Here is a 17,492-nt window from a genome sequence, read left to right on the forward strand (position 1 = left end):
GTTGCGGTCATCGCAGCACAGGAAACAGCCCGGCCTTGCCGGGCTTTTTCTTTGCCGCGCCGGCAGTCACCTGGAGGTGGGGAGCGAGGCCGCCGAGCAGCGTGATGCCGGCATTGTGGCGTCCGGGAAGACCATCGCCTGGGACGACATGTGTGGCCATCTGGAAAAGCGCATGGCCGGCGAGCCGGCAAAGCGTCCCACGGCTCGCAAACTAGCCCGGTAGCATGGTGCGTATCGCGCTGGCACCGGAGGTTGCACAGGATCTTGAGCGGATCTTCGACCAGCTCCAGCGCCATGAGGCCGCACATGTCGCAGCACGCCTGCACGAGGTCATTGCGGCAATCGATGTGCTGGAAACCAATCCGCTGATCGGCCGGCCGGCGGCGGCAGGTGCGAACTGGTGATCGGTCACGGCGCGCACGGCGATCTGGCGCTGTACTGCATGTCGCGCAGATCGGCACGGTGTTTGTGCTGGCCGTTCGCTCGCAACGTGAGGCGGGCTTTGCGGGGCCGTGATATCGGCAGTTCCCTGATCGCTGTAGCCGGTGTCCCTGTTATTCGATGCACTGCCACCCGAGCCGCACAAGCCGGTGCTGGAGATCGTCGCGCGCCACGCCGACGTTGCCAACCGGTATCGCCTGCACGCCATTGCCCAGAAGCCGCCGCAATGCTCGCCACCCGCCTAGCGCCGTTATCCCATGCGCATCGACGCACTCTCACGCTGCCGGGTATCCATCTCCTGCTGCTGGCTCTGCGCCAACGCCTGCTGGCGATCGGTGCTGGCGACTTCCAGTCGCTGCAGCGACTGCTCCACCGGCGTCTGCACGGCCATGTCGGTCGACATATGGGCGCGCAGGTGCGCCGGGTTGTTCAACTCGCCCTGCACCACAAACACATTGCGGCCAGCCGGGCTGTCGGTCGTCTGTTGGCTCAGCACCACGTGGTCGGCCCGGTCCAGGTTGTTCTGGCGGGCGAGAGTCATCACGCTGGCGATGAGGCGCTCGCTGTTCTCGTCCGGTGTGCGTCCGGCTTGCGCATCGATCGCGTTCACGCCTGCGCGCACCTGCTGCAGCAATGCGTAGTCCCGGTGCTCAGGGCCGATATCGGCGAGTTTGGTGGGCGGCTGCATCCGATCGGGCAGCCCGTCGACCGATGCCGTGAGCGGGCTGCGGGTAATGGAGCGATGCGGATCGTCTTCGTGGAACTGCGTGGCTTTCTGCTGCCGTTCCAGGCGGACGGCGCGGGCATCGTCGAGTTCGGCGATACGGCCGGGATTTGTTTCTTCGCGCATGGAAAGATGCCCACCGCCTGCGCTGACGTTCACCCATTTCTGCTCTTTTTCAAAGTACATCGCGTAGAAGCTGTTGCTGCCGATGACGTTGGGGTCGACGGCGGAGCGGCCTTCCAGCATCTGGATCGCTTCGGTGGTGCCGAGCTTGGCCAGGTACTGGCTGCCGGCCGCCAGTCCCATCTGCGCAAAGGTCTCGTAGCCCGTGTTGTTGATACGGGTGGCGCCGGCGTACTCGTTGTCGAGCATGTTGGTCCAGATCTGTTCCAGCTTCTGGGGGCCACTTTTTTCCAGCGCCGCTTGCAGGAGGACGCGAGGCGTCCAGCAGTTGGGGTCGAGCTCATGGTCCAGGAAGGCTTGATCGTGTGCCCGCATGACATCAGCACCAGGCAAATTCTGCGCTAGATCCGGACGGTGTTCGCTCATCCAGTATTGCCTGGCTTCAAGATCCTTTTTGAGCAGGGTTTGCCCAAACGCTTCCCACTGCCTCTCGCTCAGGTTCGCGTTGGCAAAGTGAGAGCCGTTATCGTGCTGTGTCCTGGCATAATTCTGTGCGTAATTATTTGCAACCTGGCCGGGCAAGCTATCGTTACGCACCACGCCCAGCGCCAGCGTCCCGTAGCCATCTGCACCATCTAGCTGCGAAAGATAATTCCAGTACAGCTCGCGGTTGCCCGCGTCCGCATAGCTGGAAAGAATCTTGAGGTCCTGCTCATTCAATCCGCTCATGTCCTGCTCCTTATCGTCGCCGATCACCTGACTTTGGTGCCGGCCAGTACGGTCCTTACCGCGTCCTCCATGCGTTTCCAGTCCTTCAAGAATGCGCGCTTATAGTTCAGGGTGATAGAAAGCTTGTTCTCGATATCAGAGAAGTAGTGGACACAACTTGCAGCAACAGCGCCTTTTTCGTGTACTACTTCAGCTCCCTCCAGCCGCACACCGTCTCCACGAAATTTGGTGCTGTCGCACTTGATGAAGGTGGTGAGGCCGCCGCTTGAGTCACGGGCGACGTACCAGTCATCTTCGTAGGCAGGGTTGCGAATCGGCGGTTTCCCGTAGTGGTCTTCGTACTCTTTCGAATACGCCAGCATTTTCGCTTCGTCGATTGCGTAGGGCGTTAGGTCCAACGTGTCCTGCTGGGCAAGGCGGAGATCGAGGCGCTGCCTCGGATCTCGACGTTCCACTGAATTGGCCTCGGTAATCGCATCATTGGAAGAGTGTCGCTCTAATGATGTCTCGATAGGAGCCCGGTCGATGTAATTGATTCGAACTGAGATCTCCTTTCGGAAATCATTCGTACGCGGGTTGGCCCGTGCCCCGGGCGGGGTGGGGGTCATGTCTGGCCACTCGATGACCAGCGTGACGCCTTCGCCCGGCCATGGTGCGATCTGGCTGTCCAGATAGTTGGCGGGGATGCGGAAGGTGTTCGGCCCCAGCTTTACGTCAACCGGCGCGTCCGAATAGGTGTGCCCGTTGATGGTGCGGCCTGTGGTAACGGTGCCTGACATGGGGGAAGTCCTTTTTTGTTCGGGTGATGGCGTCCGTGCACAGGCACTGCCGGTGACGGCGATGGCGAGTGCAAGGGCCAGGCACCGGCCGGATGACATCATGTGCATTGGTCAATCCATTGCAGGGTTCGCCGCAACTATAGGCAACTTGGGATCAGCGCGACAGCAAGGGCCAAGCCTGCGATTGTCCGTGCCATGCGCCGCATGACATGGGAATGCGATCACGCTCTGCCGGAAGGAAAGGCGCGTGGATCAAAACACGGGCGGTGCAACGGCAGCTCGCCACGTGTGCTGAAGAAGGGCGTTTGCTGCCCTTGACCACACTAAGTGTCGAGCTGCAGCGTGGTCAACGCCGCCGCCGCCACCTCATGCCCCAAACGCACCATCGATCGTATGCATCGCCCCGGTGACAAAGCTCGCTTCCGGGCCGGCCAGCCAGGCCACCATGCCGGCCACTTCGTCGGCACGGCCGTGGCGTTTGATCGCCATGAAGCTGTGCATCAGGTCTTTCATCGGCCCGTTTTCCGGGTTGGCGTCGGTATCGATCGGGCCCGGTTGCACCACGTTGATGGTGATGCCACGCGGCCCGAAGTCGCGCGCCAGCCCGCGCGCCAGCCCTTGCAGCGCGGATTTGCTCAGCGCGTAGGACGCCATGCCGGGCAGCGGCATGCGGTCGCCGTTGACCGAGCCAATCACGATGATCCGCCCGCCGGGCGGCATCTGCCGCGCGGCCTCCACGGCGGCGTGGTAGGGCGCGTGCACGTTGATGCGGAACAGCCGGTCCACCGCGTCCGGATCCTGGTCCAGGGCATCGCCGAACAAGGCGATGCCGGAGTTGACCACCAGCACATCCAGCGGCCCGCTGCGGCGCACCGTGTCGATGACCGCATCGCGGTCGGCACTGTCGGCCAGCACCGCGGTACTGCCGGTGTCACCGGCCAGGCGCTGCGCCGCCTCGGCAGAGCCGGCATAGGTGAACGTCACCCGCGCGCCCTCGGCCACAAAGCGCCGCACGATGGCGGCCCCAATGCCCCGGCTGCCACCGAGCACCAATACCGACTTGTCTTTGAATGCTGACATGCATCACCTCGCAATTAATGTAGCGAGTAATACATAATAGATTTCGCTTGCCGTCAAGAGTTTTGTAACTATGACTACAGAAAACCCCCGGGCCCGCGGCCGGCCGCGGGCGTTCGACCCGGACCAAGCGGTCGCCACCGCGCAGCAGCTGTTCCATGCGCGCGGCTACGACGCACTGAGCGTGGCCGACCTCACCCAGGCACTGGGCATCAATCCGCCCAGTTTCTACGCCGCCTTCGGCAGCAAGGCCGGCCTGTACGCGCGCATCCTCGACCGCTACGCGCAGACCGGGGCCATCCCGTTGCCACAGATCCTGGACACCGCCCGCCCGCTGGCCGACGCACTGGCCGACGTACTGGAGCAGGCCGCCCGCTGCTACGCCGCAGACCCCGCCGCCACCGGCTGCCTGGTGCTGGAAGGCACGCGCAGCAACGACGCGCAGGCGCGCGAGGCCGCCTGCGGTTTTCATGTCGCCGCCCAGGAGTTGATCCGCTCCCACATCGCCAAGCAGTGCCCGCACGACGCAGACCGGCTGGCGGATTTCGTCAGCACCACCATGGCCGGGCTGTCCGCCAGCGCCCGGCATGGGCAGAGCCTAGAGCGTCTGCTGACGAGTGCGCGCTTGGCGGGGGAGGCGCTTCGGGTGGCGCTGCGCGGCTAGGCAGCGTGAGAGTGGGCAGAAGGCTTTCGATGGTATGAGCTACCGCAAGCGGGGCTGGCGGATCCCGTTCTTGTGCGAGTTGATGATTGGTTTCAGTGCCAGTGGCTACGTGCTGCTGTTTGAGGTTGCAAGCGATCAGGTCGTCACCGTTGGCGATCAGGCATTGGCGTGAAGACGACTATCATTAGGCGGCGAGTCAATCGATCAGTGGCGTCTGTGCCTGGGGCGCATCGCCAATGACGGGAAGGTGGAGACACAGGGGATTGAATGGACAAGTCGTCGTTAACCGAGCGCGATATCTGCACGAAATTCATCATTCCGTCGATCGTCGCTGCGGGCTGGGATCTGGATCTCCAGGTGCGCGAAGAGGTCGCTTTTACCAAGGGGCGTGTCGTCGTTCGCGGCAAGCTGCACAGCCGAGGGTTGGCGCGTCGTGCCGACTTCGTGCTGTACCACCGCGCCAATCTTCCTTTGGCCGTGATTGAGGCAAAGGACAACAAGCATACCGTTGGTTCCGGCATGCAACAGGCGCTGGGATATGCAGATGCGCTGGATGTTCCGTTTGTGTTCTCAAGCAATGGCGACGGATTCCTTTTCCACGATAGAACCGCAACCGGCGACAAGGTCGAATCCGAACTGACGTTGGATCAGTTTCCCTCGCCAGAGGAACTGTGGCGTCGCTATTGCCTCTGGAAGGGGCTTGGTGAGGACGCGCGACAGGTGGTCGAGTCCCCGTACTACGATGATGGCAGCAGTCGCTCGCCGCGCTACTACCAGATCAATGCGATCAATCGAACGATCGAAGCTGTGGCCAATGGTCAAAACCGCATCCTGCTGGTGATGGCCACCGGAACCGGCAAAACCTATACCGCTTTCCAGATCATCTGGCGGCTTTGGAAGTCGCGCCAGAAGAAGCGCATCCTGTTCCTGGCTGATCGCAACATCTTGGTCGATCAGACAAAAAACAACGATTTCAAGCCGTTCGGTACGGCGATGACCAAGATCACCAAGCGCCAGATCGATACGTCTTACGAAATCTACCTGTCCCTGTACCAGGCGGTGACCGGCGTAGAGGACGTCAAGAACATCTACAAGCAGTTCTCTCGGGAATTCTTTGACCTTGTCGTCATCGATGAATGCCATCGTGGCAGCGCGGCTGAGGATTCTGCGTGGCGGGAGATCCTGGAGTATTTCTCTGGTGCCACGCATATCGGCCTGACCGCAACGCCAAAGGAGACCAAGGAAGTCTCCAGCAGTACTTACTTTGGAGAGCCCGTCTACAGCTACACGCTGAAGCAGGGCATTGATGATGGCTTCCTGGCACCGTACAAAGTGGTGCGCATCGACTTCGATGTCGATCTGCAGGGCTGGCGGCCACCTAAAGGGATGCGCGACAAAAACGGCGAGTTGATCGAAGATCGTATCTACAACCTGCGGGATATGGATCGCCAGCTTGTCGTCGAAGCGCGGACATATCTGGTCGCGCAAAAAGTCACCGAATTCCTCACTGCCACCGGTCCATTCCAGAAGACCATTGTTTTCTGTGACGACATCGATCACGCCGAGCGTATGCGCCAGGCCCTGGTGAATCTCAATCCGCAGCGTGTTGCGGAAAATCGCAAGTACGTCATGCGCATCACCGGCGATGACAACGAGGGAAAGGCCGAGCTCGACAATTTCATCAATCCGGAAATGCGCTACCCCGTCATCGCCACCACCAGCAAGCTGATGACGACCGGCGTTGACGCGCAAACCTGCAAGCTCATCGTGCTGGACCAGCACATCAGGTCAATGACCGAGTTCAAGCAGATCATCGGTCGCGGGACGCGCATCAATGAGTACTACGGCAAGTACTGGTTCACCATCATGGATTTCAAGAAGGCAACCGAACTGTTCGCTGATCCATCATTCGATGGAGACCCGGAGGTGATCTACAACCCATCGCCCAATGACAGTCCGGTACCGCCTGAGATCGGGGGCGGCGAGGGTGGCGACGGCGGTGTGGTCGGTGATCCTCCAGATGGCGGTGATGACGTCACCACCGGGGGTGAAGGTGGGCCGAAGCGCATCAAATACGTCATCGACAAATTGCCGGTATCGGTCGTGGCCGAGCGCGTCCTGTATTACGGATCCGATGGCAAGCTCATCACCGAGTCGCTGCGCGATTACACCCGTGAGCGCGTCCTGCGCCAGTTCGCATCGCTTGATGACTTCTTGCGGCGCTGGAGCGATGCGCAGCAGAAGAAGGCCATCATCGATGAGCTGGCCACACAGGGCGTGTTATGGGAAGAGCTTGCCGGCGAGGTCGAGAAGAAACTGGGCCAGTCGCTCGATCCGTTCGACCTAATCTGTCACGTGGCCTTTGATCAACCGCCGCTGTCGCGCAGGGAGCGGGCGGAGGGTGTGCGCAAGCGCAATTACTTCGCCAGGTATCAGGGCAAGGCGCGGCAGGTACTCGAAGGCTTGTTGGACAAGTACGCCGACACCGGGGTGGAGCACATCGAGGACATCAGGATCCTGCAGCTTGAACCGTTTCGTACCCTTGGAGCACCGATCGAACTTGTGGCGGCCTTTGGCGGCAAGACGAACTACCAGCGGGCCATCCTGGACCTGGAAAGCCAGCTATACAGCAGTGCGGACGTTGCCTGACCTGTTTTCCATGGTATTCTTGTCCTTTGTTTCAGGACGGGGGACGGCGCCTTTCCGTTACTCATGAAAAGTCAAGACATCCTGCTCTTGCTGAAGCTGGTCAGCCTCGAGCGCCAGCAATCGGTCCCTGTAGGCGGCGAGAAAGCAGCGCTCGGCATTCCCGATGACTGGCGCGGCTGGGCCATGTCGGCGGCTCAGGAGGATAGGGGGGCGAGCGGCTTGGCCGAAGATGCGTTCTCCGTACGCGGCCTTGAGGAGTCCACCGGCATCAGCAAATCGGAAGTCAGTCAGGCGCTCCGGCGTTGCGCGGACGTGGGATTGGTCCTGGCCGAGCGCGGCAGTGGCATCCCGCGCGCCAACACGCGCGCCCTGCTGGGCTTTGTGATGAACGGGCTGAAGTATGTGTTCCCGGCGCGCCCGGGCCCGATCGTCCGAGGCATTCCCACGGCACACGCCGCGCCGGTGCTGGTCGATCGCCTGTTGTCCGCAGGCGAACACATCTACGTCTGGGAGGACGGCTACGGCAGCGAGCAGGGCCAGCGCGTGGAGCCGCTCTACAAGAGCGTGCCGCGTGCCGTACGTCGCGATGCGGAGCTGTACGCCATGCTGGCGCTGGTGGACGCGATCCGGCTGGGGCGTGAGCGTGAGTCGGCGCTTGCCGGCAGTGTGCTGACCCAATACCTGCGGGAAGTGCCGTGATGGGCACGCCTGGAAACTGGAATATCCAGCAGCACATGCTGGCACGCGTGGCCGAAGCGCTTGGGCCGGATCTGCTGCCGGAAGTCGCCTTCGTTGGCGGCTGCACCACCGGTCTGCTGATGACAGACTCGGTAAGCCGGGAAGCTGTTCGCTTTACCGAAGACGTCGACTTGATCGTGCACGTCATGGGCTTGGGCAGTTGGTACCGCCTGCAGCAGTTACTGGCCGGTAAGGGCTTTCGCACCTCGCCCAACGACGACGTCGTCTGCCGTACCCGCTTGCGCGATCAACATGCCAGCGAGCTGATCGTCGATTTCATGCCCGATGACGCTGCCGTCCTCGGATTCAGCAATCGATGGTACGCCGATGCGCTGCGTGAGGCGTACGATCACGCACTGCCGACAGGTGTGACGATCCGCGTGGTCGCTCCAGCCTACTTTCTGGGCACCAAGCTGGAGGCCTACCGGGGGCGCGGCAACCGTGATCCATTGGCCAGCCGGGATATCGAGGACATCCTCAATGTCGTGGATGGCCGCGCCAGCCTGTGCGATGAGGTCGCGCAGGCGTCCACGGCATTGCAATTGGATATCGCGCAGGGGATCGCCGAACTCCTGCGCCACCGCGACTTCAACTATGCCGTTCAGGCCACTTCCAACAACAACCGCCAGCGAGAGGAGTTGATCTTCACGCGGCTGGACGCACTTGCATCATTCAACAGGTAACACGATGTCGATCAGCAGTACCATCAAATCCATCCAGGACATCATGCGCAAGGACTCCGGCGTCGACGGAGACGCCCAGCGCATCGGCCAGCTGGTATGGATGTTGTTCCTCAAGATTCTCGATGACCGTGAGCAGGAATGGGAGCTCATCCACGAGGACTACCGTTCGCCGTTGCCGCAGCGGCTGCGTTGGCGCAATTGGGCGTCCGATCCGGAAGGGATCACCGGTGATGAGCTGAAGAACTTCATCGATATCGACCTGTTTCCCGAGCTGCGCGATCTGACGCCGCGCCACAGCAAGCCGCTGGGCTTCGTCGTGCGCGATGTGTTCCAGGACGCCTACAACTACATGAAGTCCGGGCAGCTGATCCGCCAGGTGCTCAACAAGATCCAGAGCGGTGTGGACTTCAACAAGGCGCAGGAGCGCCATGCGTTCGGCGACATGTACGAGCAGCTGCTGCGCGACCTGCAGAGCGCCGGCAACGCAGGCGAGTTCTACACGCCGCGCCCGGTGACCGAGTTCATGGTACGCATGGTCGACCCCAAGCTGCATGAAAAGCTCATGGACCCGGCCTGTGGCACCGGCGGCTTCCTCACCTGCGCCATCGAGCACAAGCGCCAGCGCTATGTGCGCACCGCCGAGGACGAGGCCATCCTGCAGGCCAGCATCTTCGGGGTGGAGAAGAAGCCGCTGCCGCACCTGCTGGCCACCACCAACATGGTGCTGCACGGCATCGAAGTGCCCAGCCAGATCAAGCACGACAACACCCTGGCGCGCCCGCTGATCAGCTGGGGACCGGGCGAGCGGGTCGACTGCATCGTCGCCAATCCACCGTTTGGCGGCATGGAAGAAGACGGCATCGAAAGCAACTTCCCCGCCGCCTTCCGCACCCGCGAAACCGCGGACCTGTTCCTGGTGCTGATCATGCATCTGCTCAAGGACGGTGGCCGCGCCGCCGTGGTGCTGCCCGATGGCTTCCTGTTCGGTGAAGGCATCAAGAGCCGCATCAAGGAAAAGCTGCTCACCGAGTGCAACCTGCACACCATCGTTCGCCTGCCCAATGGCGTGTTCAGCCCCTACACCGGCATTAAGACCAACCTGCTGTTCTTCACCAAGGGCACGCCCACCAAGGACGTGTGGTTCTACGAGCACCAGTACCCGGCCGGTTACAAGAGCTACTCCAAGACCAAGCCCATGCGCGTCGAGGAGTTCGCCGTTGAGGAAGCCTGGTGGGGCAGCGAGGCCGATGGCTTTACGGCACGGCAGGAAAACGAATTCGCCTGGAAGGTCAGCTTCGACGAGCTGCAACGCCGCAACTTGAACCTCGACAGCAAGAACCCCCACGTTGGCGAGCAGATAAGTCACGACCCGGACGAGTTGCTGCGCAACTACGCCGCCCTGCAAGGCGAGATTGGTGAGCTGCGTGACCAGCTCAAGGCGGTGCTGGCCGAAGCGCTGGAGCACCGGGTATGACGGCGCTGCTTACCGACAATCTGCCGCTGCTGGCGGGCGCGCCCAATGGCATCAAGAAGCTGCGCGAGCTGATTCTGGAACTGGCGGTGCGCGGCAAGCTGGTGCCGCAATATCCGAGTGATGAGCCGGCCAGTGAGTTGCTTAAGCAGATTGCCGAGGAGAAGGCGCGGTTGGTGGCAGCGGGAAAGAATAAGGAGCAGAAGGCTCTGGCTGAGATTGGTGGGGATGGCGAACCGTTTGAACTACCAGCAGGTTGGAAGTGGGGGACATTAGCGCAAGTAGCATTTATCAACCCCCGCAATGCTGCGCCGGATTCACTTAAAGTCTCGTTTGTGCCTATGACGTTTATTGGTACACGCTTCGATGATCAGCATGCGCAAGAGTCTCGTCTATGGGGGGAAGTGAAAAACGGATTTACCCATTTTGCAGAGGGCGATATTGGTGTGGCGAAAATCACACCTTGCTTTGAAAATAGCAAGGCATGCGTATTTTCGAATCTCGTGAATGGACTGGGAGCTGGGACTACCGAGTTGCACATTGTTCGACCTATCGGCGGAACACTTGATCCACGATTTGTGCTGGCCTATCTGAAGTCGCCGCAATTCTTGCTTGTTGGCGAAACCAAGATGACAGGGACTGCAGGCCAGAAACGGTTGCCAAAAGACTTTGTTGAGACAAATCCGTTTCCACTTCCACCGCTCCTCGAACAGCACCGCATCGTCGCCAAAGTCGATGAGCTGATGGCCCTGTGCGACCGGCTGGACGCCCGGCAGGCCGATGCCGACAGCGCCCATGCCCAACTGGTGCAGGCGCTGCTGGACAGCCTGACGCAGGCCTGCGATGCCGAGGACTTTGCGCAAAGCTGGCAGCGGCTGGCCGAGCACTTCCACACGCTGTTCACCACCGAACCCAGCATCGACGCTCTCAAGCAAACCCTGCTGCAACTGGCGGTGATGGGCAAGCTGGTGCCGCAATATCCTAACGATGAATCGGCTAGTGAGTTTTTGAAGCGGATTGCCGAGGAAAAGGCGCGGTTGGTATTAGAGGGAAGGATTAAGAGGCAGAGCCCGTTGGCTGATGTTGCTGAAGAGGAAAAGCTGTTTGCTTTGCCGAGTAGTTGGGTCTGGGTTCGCTTAGAAGGAATTGCGCAAGTCGGAACAGGGGCAACGCCTATGCGGACAAACCCAAAGTACTTCGATCCTGCAACCGTTAACTGGCTAACTAGCGGCGAAACATCGCAAGATTTCATTCGCGTGACAGAGCAAAAGGTTTCTTCTCTAGCTCTTACAGAAACAAATTTAACGGTATATCCCCCTCATACCTTGATTATTGCTATGTATGGCCAGGGTAAAACTCGTGGGCAGATATCAGAGCTGCTGATTGATGCCTGTACAAATCAGGCATGCGCAGCTATTCAGCTTTTTGACCCCAATCCGTCTCATCGTCGTTATGTGAAGCACTTCTTTGTAAAGAGTTATGACGATCTTCGCATGCTCGCTGCTGGTGGAGCACAGCCAAATCTCAATCTCGGAAAAATCAAAGATTCCGTGATTCCCCTTCCTCCACTAGCCGAGCAACACCGCATCGTCGCTAAAGTCGATCAACTGATGGCGCTTTGTGATCAGCTCAAATCCCGCCTCAGCGAAGCTCGTCAAGTAAATGAGCATTTGGCTAATGCATTGATTGGCCAAGCCTTGAATAACGAGAAGAAATCACGCGCCGAGACTGTTGACTTCAGTGCTTACCTGATTTCAAAGCTCGCGCCACGACGCACCTTTGGGCGTGTGGCACACATGAAGTTGCTGTTCTTGGCGGATTCCCATCTGGGCTTGGGTTTGATGGATGGATATCGTCGCCATGCTGCGGGTCCGCTCGATACGACGATTTATAGAGTGGAGGAGCGTGCCGCTCAAGAAGGGCTGTATTCGACCTCGATCGAGGTGCTCAAATCGGGGCAGGAAAAGGTCTCCTATCACATCGGGGCGAACATCAGTCGCTCTGTCGAAACAGCAGCTTCCGCAATCGGTTCTGCTCAGAAGGAGTTGGATCGTCTTATCGCGCTATTTGAGGGGCGTAAGACGGACGATCTGGAGGCTGTCGCAACGCTATACGCGGTCTGGAACGACGCGCTTGCCGGGGGGCTTCATCCCAATGACGAGTGGTTGATCAGCGAGTTTCGCGGCAACTGGCATGAGGCGAAGGAGCGCTTCACGCCGGACATCTTAGGTAAGTGGCTTGGTTGGATGCGCGATAATGGACTTGTCCCGACGGGTAACAGTGCGGTGACGAAGTCACAGGCAGCTTTCTTGTTCAATTGAATCTGCAGTGTGCGGGATACGGGCTGATGGCAACGAGTCGGTTGAGCTCCGACGGGGAAACCTCGTTGCCGCTGGTCAATGATACGTTTTCCAGCTCACAGCGGCGTTCGTTATCCATGCTTGACGTAGAAATTTTTCGGTAGCAATCTTTCTGCACGGAGCCTCGAAACTCCGCTTACAGCGGTACCCACCTCCGACAAACCGGTGGGTTTTTTTGTGCCTGCAACTTTGTGGGCGCAACCGACGTGATGCTCTGCGTCGGGAGGGCGGCTAATACAACACCCGCAAGGGGAATACGCCCGCCGGCTGTAAGCGGTTTCGAGCCTCCCGACTTCCCGTCCGTCGCCTTGCGGCGGGCGGGCTGATTCCATGGAATGAGGAGCAGGCCATGTCGGACGTTGTACGAGATGCGCAGTCACACCCGGGCTACTACCTGGCAGAAGACGCGCAATACCGCTTGCAGCAATTGCGCGACCACATGCGCTTTCTGGCGCGTTTGGCGCAGCCGCGCACGCAGGCCGAAGAGCAGGCGAGGCAGCCGGCCATCTGCATGGATGAGTTGGCGTTTTGTCTGGAGCTGCTTGCCGATCAGATGACCCATGCGCTGAAGCAGGTGCAGTGGCCGGCGAGTCTGGAAGAATCAGGCGGAAAGTAGCGCTCTTACACCGGCGCAGACTTCAAAATCCCCGACAGACTCTCGCGCAGGATCAGCTGCAAATGCATGCGGTTGAGTTCCATGCCGCTGGTCATCACGCTGTGCAGGCCGCCGCACATGGCGGCGACGGCGAAGACGCGGGCCTGGAATTCCTGTTCGCTGCTGGCCGGGTCGGCGTGGCCGCGCAGCAGGCGCTTGAGCAGGGCACTGAGGTGTTCGATCAGCGATGCGCTCTGCCGGCGCATGAAGGCGGCCAGCACCGGGTCGCGCAGGGTGGCCAGGTGCAGTTCCAGGTCGATGCGGGTGCGCTTGATGTTGATTTCCTGCAGCAGCCATTCTTCGAGCAGGCCGGCGATGAAATCCACTACGTGCACATTGGCTGGGCGCTCCACCAGCCACATTTGGCGGATGGCGCGCATGTAGTTGCGCTCGAGCAATGCGCGCACCAGCGCGTCCTTGTCTTCGAAACGTTGCAGCAGGCTGCCGCAGCTGACCTTGGCGCGCTCGGCGATCAGTTCGAAGCTGGTGGCACTCAGGCCGATGACGTCGATGCACTGCTCGGTGGCATCCAGCACCTCTTCCAGCAGCAGTTCTTCGCGCTCTTTTGCCGTGCGCAGCAACAGGACGTTGGACATGGGCAGCAGGGTGTCGGGGGGCTGCAGTATAGCGGCGCGGCGTTACCCATCCGTTGCGTTCGCTTGTTGCCGTGCCATCAGTCATGCATGCGTGTGCGTATTGAAACACCGGTCACAGATGCGCTGGTCGACCATGTTTTCACGGCGGCTGTGCGACACGTGAGGTCGACGTTGTGCAGGAGAAGCATGTGAGTGAGAACAGTGCGGTAGCCGGTGTCTCGGCGCAGTGGCCGGCGCGGTTGTGGGTGGTGCGGCATGGGCAAAGCGCGGGCAACGTGGCGCGCGATGTGGCCGAGTCCAACGGCTCGGCCTTGATCGACCTGGAGCACCGCGATGCGGATGTGCCGTTGTCGGCGCTGGGCGAGCGCCAGGCCGAGGCGCTGGGAGCGTGGATGGCCGGTTTGCCCGAGCACGAGCGGCCGACGCTGATCCTGAGTTCCACCTACGTGCGGGCGCGCCAGACCGCCGCTGCGGTGGCGCGTGCGCTGGGGCAGCCGGCCGAGTCGGTCAGCGTGGACGAGCGTTTGCGCGAGAAGGAGTTCGGCGTGCTCGACCGCTACACCACGGCCGGCATTCTTGCGACCTTTCCGGAGCTGGCCGAGCAGCGCAAGCTGGTGGGCAAGTTCTACTTTCGCCCGCCCGGTGGCGAGAGCTGGTGCGATGTGATCTTTCGCCTGCGCGGGGTGGTGGGCGACCTGCAGCGCAACCATGTGGGCGCGCGGGTGCTGATCGTGGGGCATCAGGTGATCGTCAATTGCTTCCGCTACCTGATCGAGCGGATGGACGAGGCCACCATCCTGGGTATCGACCGCGAAGGCGATGTGCCCAATTGCGGTGTCACCGAATACGCGGCTGCGGCCGATGGGCAATCGCTGGAGTTGCTGCGTACCAAGTTCGTGCCGCCAGAGCTGGCCGACGAGCCGGTGACCACCGAGTCCGACCGCCCGGCCGGGGCGCGCTGATGGCCACCCCGCGCGTGCGCATGCTCACTGCCGCCGCCTTGCGGGCGATGCCGTTGCCGGCCCCGGGTGGAGACAAGGAGCAGCGCGGACGCGTGTTGATCGTGGGTGGCTCGATGCGTGTGCCGGGTGCGGTGCTGCTGGCCGGCGAGGCGGCGCTGCGCACTGGTGCGGGCAAGCTGCAGATCGCCACGGCGGCCAGTGTGGCGCCGGGCATGGCCTTGGCGGTACCGGAGGCGCTGGTACTGGGGTTGGCGCAGAACGGGCAGGGCGAGATCGTGCGCGGGCATCGCGCGCTGGACGGGGCAATGGCGGCCTGCGATGCGGCAGTGATCGGGCCGGGGATGGCGTCGTCGGCCACCACCACGGCGATGGTCAGGCGCGCCGCCGAGCAGGCGGTGTGCACCTTGGTGCTGGATGCCGGCGCGCTGTCGCGTGGCCTGCGGGCGCCGATCGGGCGGCCATTCGTATTGACGCCGCATGCGGGCGAGATGGCGACCCTGGCCGGCGACGACAAGGCGGCGGTGGAAGCGGCGCCGGGCGCGTACGCGCTGAAGTTTGCGCAGAAGCTGCGCAGCGTGGTGATCGTCAAGGGCGCGGACAGTTTTATTGCCGGCCCGGATGGAGTGGTGTGGATGCATCGCGGGGGCGCGTCCGGGTTGGGTACGTCCGGGTCTGGCGATGTGCTGGCGGGATTGATTGCCGGGTTTGCCGCGCGCGGCTGCGATGCGTTGACCGCTGCGTTATGGGGCGTGTTTGTGCATGCGGCGGCGGGCAGGCAGTTGGCCAGGCGGATTGGGCCGGTGGGGTTTTTGGCGCGCGAACTTGGGTTGGAAGTGCCTGGGATTTTGGATCGGTTGGCACGCCGCTGATCAATGCTCGTCGCGTTGATGCCGCGCGCAGACCAGAAGCCCCTCTCCAGCGGGAGAGGGGCTGGGGTGAAGGTGCGTTTGCTGAAGGCGTGGGGCTGTCTTTCCAGTTGGGGTTTAGGTTGTTGCCTTGATTGCAGGGGGCGGGTTGCACTCTTGGCAGACGTACCCTCATCCGACCCTTCGGGCCACCTTCTCCCGAGGGGAGAAGGGAGTGTCCGATGGTGGAAAGGTGCATGGTTGCGCTCGTTTGTTGCGCGATGTTGCGCCGCGTTGGTCGGTTAGGCTTGGTCACCAACCTGGGAGGGTGCACGGTGAAGCGAGCGATTGCGTGGTCAATGGTCGGGGTTCTGGGAGTTTGGGGTGCTGCGACTGAAACGGTGTTGGCATCTGTATCTGCAGCAGCAACAGCAACAGCAACGCCGATTCCGATGCAGGCATCGACGGCATCGTCTGCATCCACGCCCGCATCGAAGACGGTAGAAGCTGCAGTTACGGATGCTACTGCTCCGCCAGCAGCACTCGCCGGCGCACTACGCGTTTACACCTCCGCCCAAGGCGCAACGCAGCAGATGCGTGTCAGCACTGTCGATGCGCCCAGGGCCGGACATGCGTTGACCGAGAAGGAGAACTCCATCTTCGTCAATCCGCAGCGGCGCTTCCAGGAGGTGCTGGGCATCGGCGGGGCGATCACCGATGCCAGTGCCGAGACCTTCGCCAGACTGCCCAAGCCCGCGCAGCGCGCATTGCTCACTGCCTACTACGACCCGCAAAAGGGCATCGGCTATACGCTGGCGCGCACCACCATCCACAGCTCGGATTTCAGCAGCGGCAGCTACAGCTACATCAAGGAAGGCGATGCGGCGCTGAAGAGCTTTTCGGTCAGGCATGATCAGCGTTATCGCATCCCGATGCTGCGCCAGGCCATTGCGGCGGCCGGCGGCAAGTTGACGACATTTGCCAGCCCGTGGAGCGCGCCGGCCTTCATGAAAGACAGCAACAACATGCTCAAGGGCGGCAAGTTGCTACCCGCGTATGCGCAGGCCTGGGCCACCTACTACACGCGTTTTATTGCGGCCTACGAAAAGGCCGGCATCCCGATCTGGGGCATCAGCCTGCAGAACGAGCCGATGGCGGTGCAGACCTGGGAGTCGATGGTGTTTTCCGCCGAGGAAGAGCGCGACTTTTTGAAGAACCACCTCGGTCCGACGATGGAGCAGGCCGGCTATGGCGACCGCAAGATCATCGTGTGGGACCACAACCGCGACATGATGCTGCACCGCGCGCATGTGATCTTCGACGATCCGGAAGCGGCGAAATACGCGTGGGGCATGGGCTTCCACTGGTACGAGACCTGGGCCGGGTTCGCCCCGATGGTGGAGAACGTCGCAGCCGTGGCACAGGCGTACCCGGACAAGCCGCTACTGCTGACCGAAGCAGCGGTGGAAAAGTTCGACCCGGCAAAGTTGCAGTACTGGCCCAATGGCGAGCGCTATGGCACCGCCATCATCAACGACCTCAATCACGGCGCGGTGGGTTGGACCGACTGGAACATTCTGCTCGACCAGCACGGCGGGCCGAACCACGTGGGCAATTACTGCTTTGCGCCGGTGCATGCCGACACGCGCACCGGCGAGGTGATCTACACGCCGAGCTATTGGTATATCGGTCACTTTTCCAAGTTCATCCGCCCCGGTGCGCGGCGGGTGAGCGCGGCCAGCAGCCGCAGCAATCTGGCAACGACGTCCTTTCTCAACACCGATGGCAGCCTGGCCACTGTGGTGATGAATGCCAGCGATGTGGCGATCCGTTACAACCTGTACGTGGGCGAGGCATCGAGTGAATTGGAGATTCCGGCGCATGCGATCCAGACGGTGGTGATGACGCAATAAGCGCAGGCCGTGGGCGGAGCGTTGGTGGGGTTGCGTACCCTCATCCGCCCTTGGGGCACCTTCTCCCGGCGGGAGAAGGGGAG

The 17,492-nt window shown here is 61.4% G+C and carries 16 protein-coding genes and 2 pseudogenes; 13 read left to right on the top strand and 5 right to left on the bottom strand.

Annotated elements, in window-relative coordinates; genetic code table 11:
• Positions 1-7: 7 nt before the first annotated feature.
• On the bottom strand, positions 8-160 hold the full coding sequence (locus DGN21_RS05490) for a hypothetical protein (RefSeq protein ID WP_164738844.1): 153 nt from the start codon (positions 158-160) through the stop codon (positions 8-10).
• A 64-nt stretch (positions 161-224) separates the two neighbouring features.
• Here DGN21_RS05490 and DGN21_RS05495 point away from each other — a divergent pair.
• Positions 225-516: pseudogene (locus DGN21_RS05495) on the top strand (type II toxin-antitoxin system RelE/ParE family toxin).
• A 29-nt stretch (positions 517-545) separates the two neighbouring features.
• Positions 546-686, top strand: a complete 141-nt coding sequence (locus tag DGN21_RS05500; protein WP_160954643.1) for a hypothetical protein — start codon at positions 546-548, stop codon at positions 684-686.
• Between the two features lie 5 nt (positions 687-691).
• On the opposite strand, the gene DGN21_RS05505 is transcribed toward DGN21_RS05500, so the two are convergent.
• From DGN21_RS05505 to bdcA, 3 genes are all read right to left on the bottom strand, one after another.
• On the bottom strand, positions 692-2,017 hold the full coding sequence (locus DGN21_RS05505) for an XVIPCD domain-containing protein (protein ID WP_160954642.1): 1,326 nt from the start codon (positions 2,015-2,017) through the stop codon (positions 692-694).
• Between the two features lie 23 nt (positions 2,018-2,040).
• On the bottom strand, positions 2,041-2,904 hold the full coding sequence (locus tag DGN21_RS05510) for a hypothetical protein (protein WP_126965152.1): 864 nt from the start codon (positions 2,902-2,904) through the stop codon (positions 2,041-2,043).
• Between the two features lie 258 nt (positions 2,905-3,162).
• Positions 3,163-3,876, bottom strand: coding sequence for an SDR family oxidoreductase (gene bdcA, locus DGN21_RS05515; protein WP_014506929.1), 714 nt, complete (start codon positions 3,874-3,876; stop codon positions 3,163-3,165).
• Between the two features lie 70 nt (positions 3,877-3,946).
• Here bdcA and DGN21_RS05520 point away from each other — a divergent pair, with 70 nt between their 5' ends.
• The 8 genes and pseudogenes from DGN21_RS05520 (at position 3,947) to DGN21_RS05555 (ending at position 13,054) form a co-directional block, all read left to right on the top strand.
• Complete coding sequence (locus tag DGN21_RS05520; RefSeq protein WP_126965151.1) at positions 3,947-4,537, top strand: TetR/AcrR family transcriptional regulator; 591 nt, start codon at positions 3,947-3,949, stop codon at positions 4,535-4,537.
• A gap of 34 nt (positions 4,538-4,571) precedes the next feature.
• Positions 4,572-4,725: pseudogene (locus DGN21_RS05525) on the top strand (type II toxin-antitoxin system RelE/ParE family toxin); the annotation flags it as partial.
• A 79-nt stretch (positions 4,726-4,804) separates the two neighbouring features.
• On the top strand, positions 4,805-7,186 hold the full coding sequence (locus DGN21_RS05530; RefSeq protein WP_126965150.1) for a DEAD/DEAH box helicase family protein: 2,382 nt from the start codon (positions 4,805-4,807) through the stop codon (positions 7,184-7,186).
• Positions 7,187-7,249: 63 nt separating this feature from the next.
• On the top strand, positions 7,250-7,885 hold the full coding sequence (locus DGN21_RS05535; protein WP_184576915.1) for a transcriptional regulator: 636 nt from the start codon (positions 7,250-7,252) through the stop codon (positions 7,883-7,885).
• Positions 7,885-8,607 carry a hypothetical protein gene (locus DGN21_RS05540; RefSeq protein WP_215825232.1) on the top strand — a complete coding sequence of 241 codons (723 nt, stop codon included), beginning with the start codon at positions 7,885-7,887 and terminating at the stop codon, positions 8,605-8,607. The genes DGN21_RS05535 and DGN21_RS05540 overlap by 1 nt, the downstream gene beginning before the upstream one ends.
• 4 nt (positions 8,608-8,611) lie before the next feature.
• Entirely contained in the window at positions 8,612-10,081 is a 1,470-nt protein-coding gene (locus DGN21_RS05545) for a class I SAM-dependent DNA methyltransferase (protein ID WP_215825141.1), read from the top strand.
• On the top strand, positions 10,078-12,399 hold the full coding sequence (locus DGN21_RS05550; protein ID WP_215825142.1) for a restriction endonuclease subunit S: 2,322 nt from the start codon (positions 10,078-10,080) through the stop codon (positions 12,397-12,399). The genes DGN21_RS05545 and DGN21_RS05550 overlap by 4 nt, the downstream gene beginning before the upstream one ends.
• A 388-nt stretch (positions 12,400-12,787) precedes the next feature.
• A complete protein-coding gene (locus DGN21_RS05555; protein ID WP_215825143.1) occupies positions 12,788-13,054 on the top strand; it encodes a hypothetical protein in 267 nt (88 codons plus the stop codon).
• Positions 13,055-13,059: 5 nt separating this feature from the next.
• Here the strand turns inward: DGN21_RS05555 and DGN21_RS05560 are convergent, their stop codons facing one another.
• Positions 13,060-13,689, bottom strand: coding sequence for a TetR/AcrR family transcriptional regulator (locus DGN21_RS05560; RefSeq protein WP_005920554.1), 630 nt, complete (start codon positions 13,687-13,689; stop codon positions 13,060-13,062).
• A gap of 173 nt (positions 13,690-13,862) precedes the next feature.
• Here DGN21_RS05560 and DGN21_RS05565 point away from each other — a divergent pair, with 173 nt between their 5' ends.
• The 3 genes from DGN21_RS05565 (at position 13,863) to DGN21_RS05575 (ending at position 17,409) form a co-directional block, all read left to right on the top strand.
• Positions 13,863-14,651 carry a histidine phosphatase family protein gene (locus DGN21_RS05565; RefSeq protein ID WP_026064525.1) on the top strand — a complete coding sequence of 263 codons (789 nt, stop codon included), beginning with the start codon at positions 13,863-13,865 and terminating at the stop codon, positions 14,649-14,651.
• The gene (locus DGN21_RS05570) at positions 14,651-15,520 is read left to right on the top strand and encodes an NAD(P)H-hydrate dehydratase (protein WP_184231232.1); all 870 of its coding nucleotides are present in this window, start codon (positions 14,651-14,653) and stop codon (positions 15,518-15,520) included. Before DGN21_RS05565 ends, DGN21_RS05570 begins: the two co-directional genes overlap by 1 nt.
• Before the next feature lie 569 nt (positions 15,521-16,089).
• Positions 16,090-17,409: a glycoside hydrolase family 30 protein gene (locus DGN21_RS05575; RefSeq protein ID WP_252374691.1), complete on the top strand. Its 1,320-nt coding sequence runs from the start codon at positions 16,090-16,092 to the stop codon at positions 17,407-17,409.
• Positions 17,410-17,492: the final 83 nt, after the last annotated feature.

This window comes from Xanthomonas sp. MLO165, from assembly GCF_018831305.1.
Lineage (GTDB): Bacteria > Pseudomonadota > Gammaproteobacteria > Xanthomonadales > Xanthomonadaceae > Xanthomonas > Xanthomonas arboricola.

Coding starts and splice junctions, on each gene's coding strand:
- DGN21_RS05550 (WP_215825142.1), top strand. CDS start 10,078: ATGACGGCGCTGCTTACCGACAATCTGCCGCTGCTGGCGGGCGCGCCC.
- DGN21_RS05490 (WP_164738844.1), bottom strand. CDS start 160: ATGGCCACACATGTCGTCCCAGGCGATGGTCTTCCCGGACGCCACAAT.
- bdcA (WP_014506929.1), bottom strand. CDS start 3,876: ATGTCAGCATTCAAAGACAAGTCGGTATTGGTGCTCGGTGGCAGCCGG.
- DGN21_RS05575 (WP_252374691.1), top strand. CDS start 16,090: ATGCGTGTCAGCACTGTCGATGCGCCCAGGGCCGGACATGCGTTGACC.
- DGN21_RS05510 (WP_126965152.1), bottom strand. CDS start 2,904: ATGCACATGATGTCATCCGGCCGGTGCCTGGCCCTTGCACTCGCCATC.
- DGN21_RS05540 (WP_215825232.1), top strand. CDS start 7,885: ATGGGCACGCCTGGAAACTGGAATATCCAGCAGCACATGCTGGCACGC.
- DGN21_RS05570 (WP_184231232.1), top strand. CDS start 14,651: ATGGCCACCCCGCGCGTGCGCATGCTCACTGCCGCCGCCTTGCGGGCG.
- DGN21_RS05505 (WP_160954642.1), bottom strand. CDS start 2,017: ATGAGCGGATTGAATGAGCAGGACCTCAAGATTCTTTCCAGCTATGCG.
- DGN21_RS05555 (WP_215825143.1), top strand. CDS start 12,788: ATGTCGGACGTTGTACGAGATGCGCAGTCACACCCGGGCTACTACCTG.
- DGN21_RS05560 (WP_005920554.1), bottom strand. CDS start 13,689: ATGTCCAACGTCCTGTTGCTGCGCACGGCAAAAGAGCGCGAAGAACTG.
- DGN21_RS05520 (WP_126965151.1), top strand. CDS start 3,947: ATGACTACAGAAAACCCCCGGGCCCGCGGCCGGCCGCGGGCGTTCGAC.
- DGN21_RS05535 (WP_184576915.1), top strand. CDS start 7,250: ATGAAAAGTCAAGACATCCTGCTCTTGCTGAAGCTGGTCAGCCTCGAG.
- DGN21_RS05545 (WP_215825141.1), top strand. CDS start 8,612: ATGTCGATCAGCAGTACCATCAAATCCATCCAGGACATCATGCGCAAG.
- DGN21_RS05530 (WP_126965150.1), top strand. CDS start 4,805: ATGGACAAGTCGTCGTTAACCGAGCGCGATATCTGCACGAAATTCATC.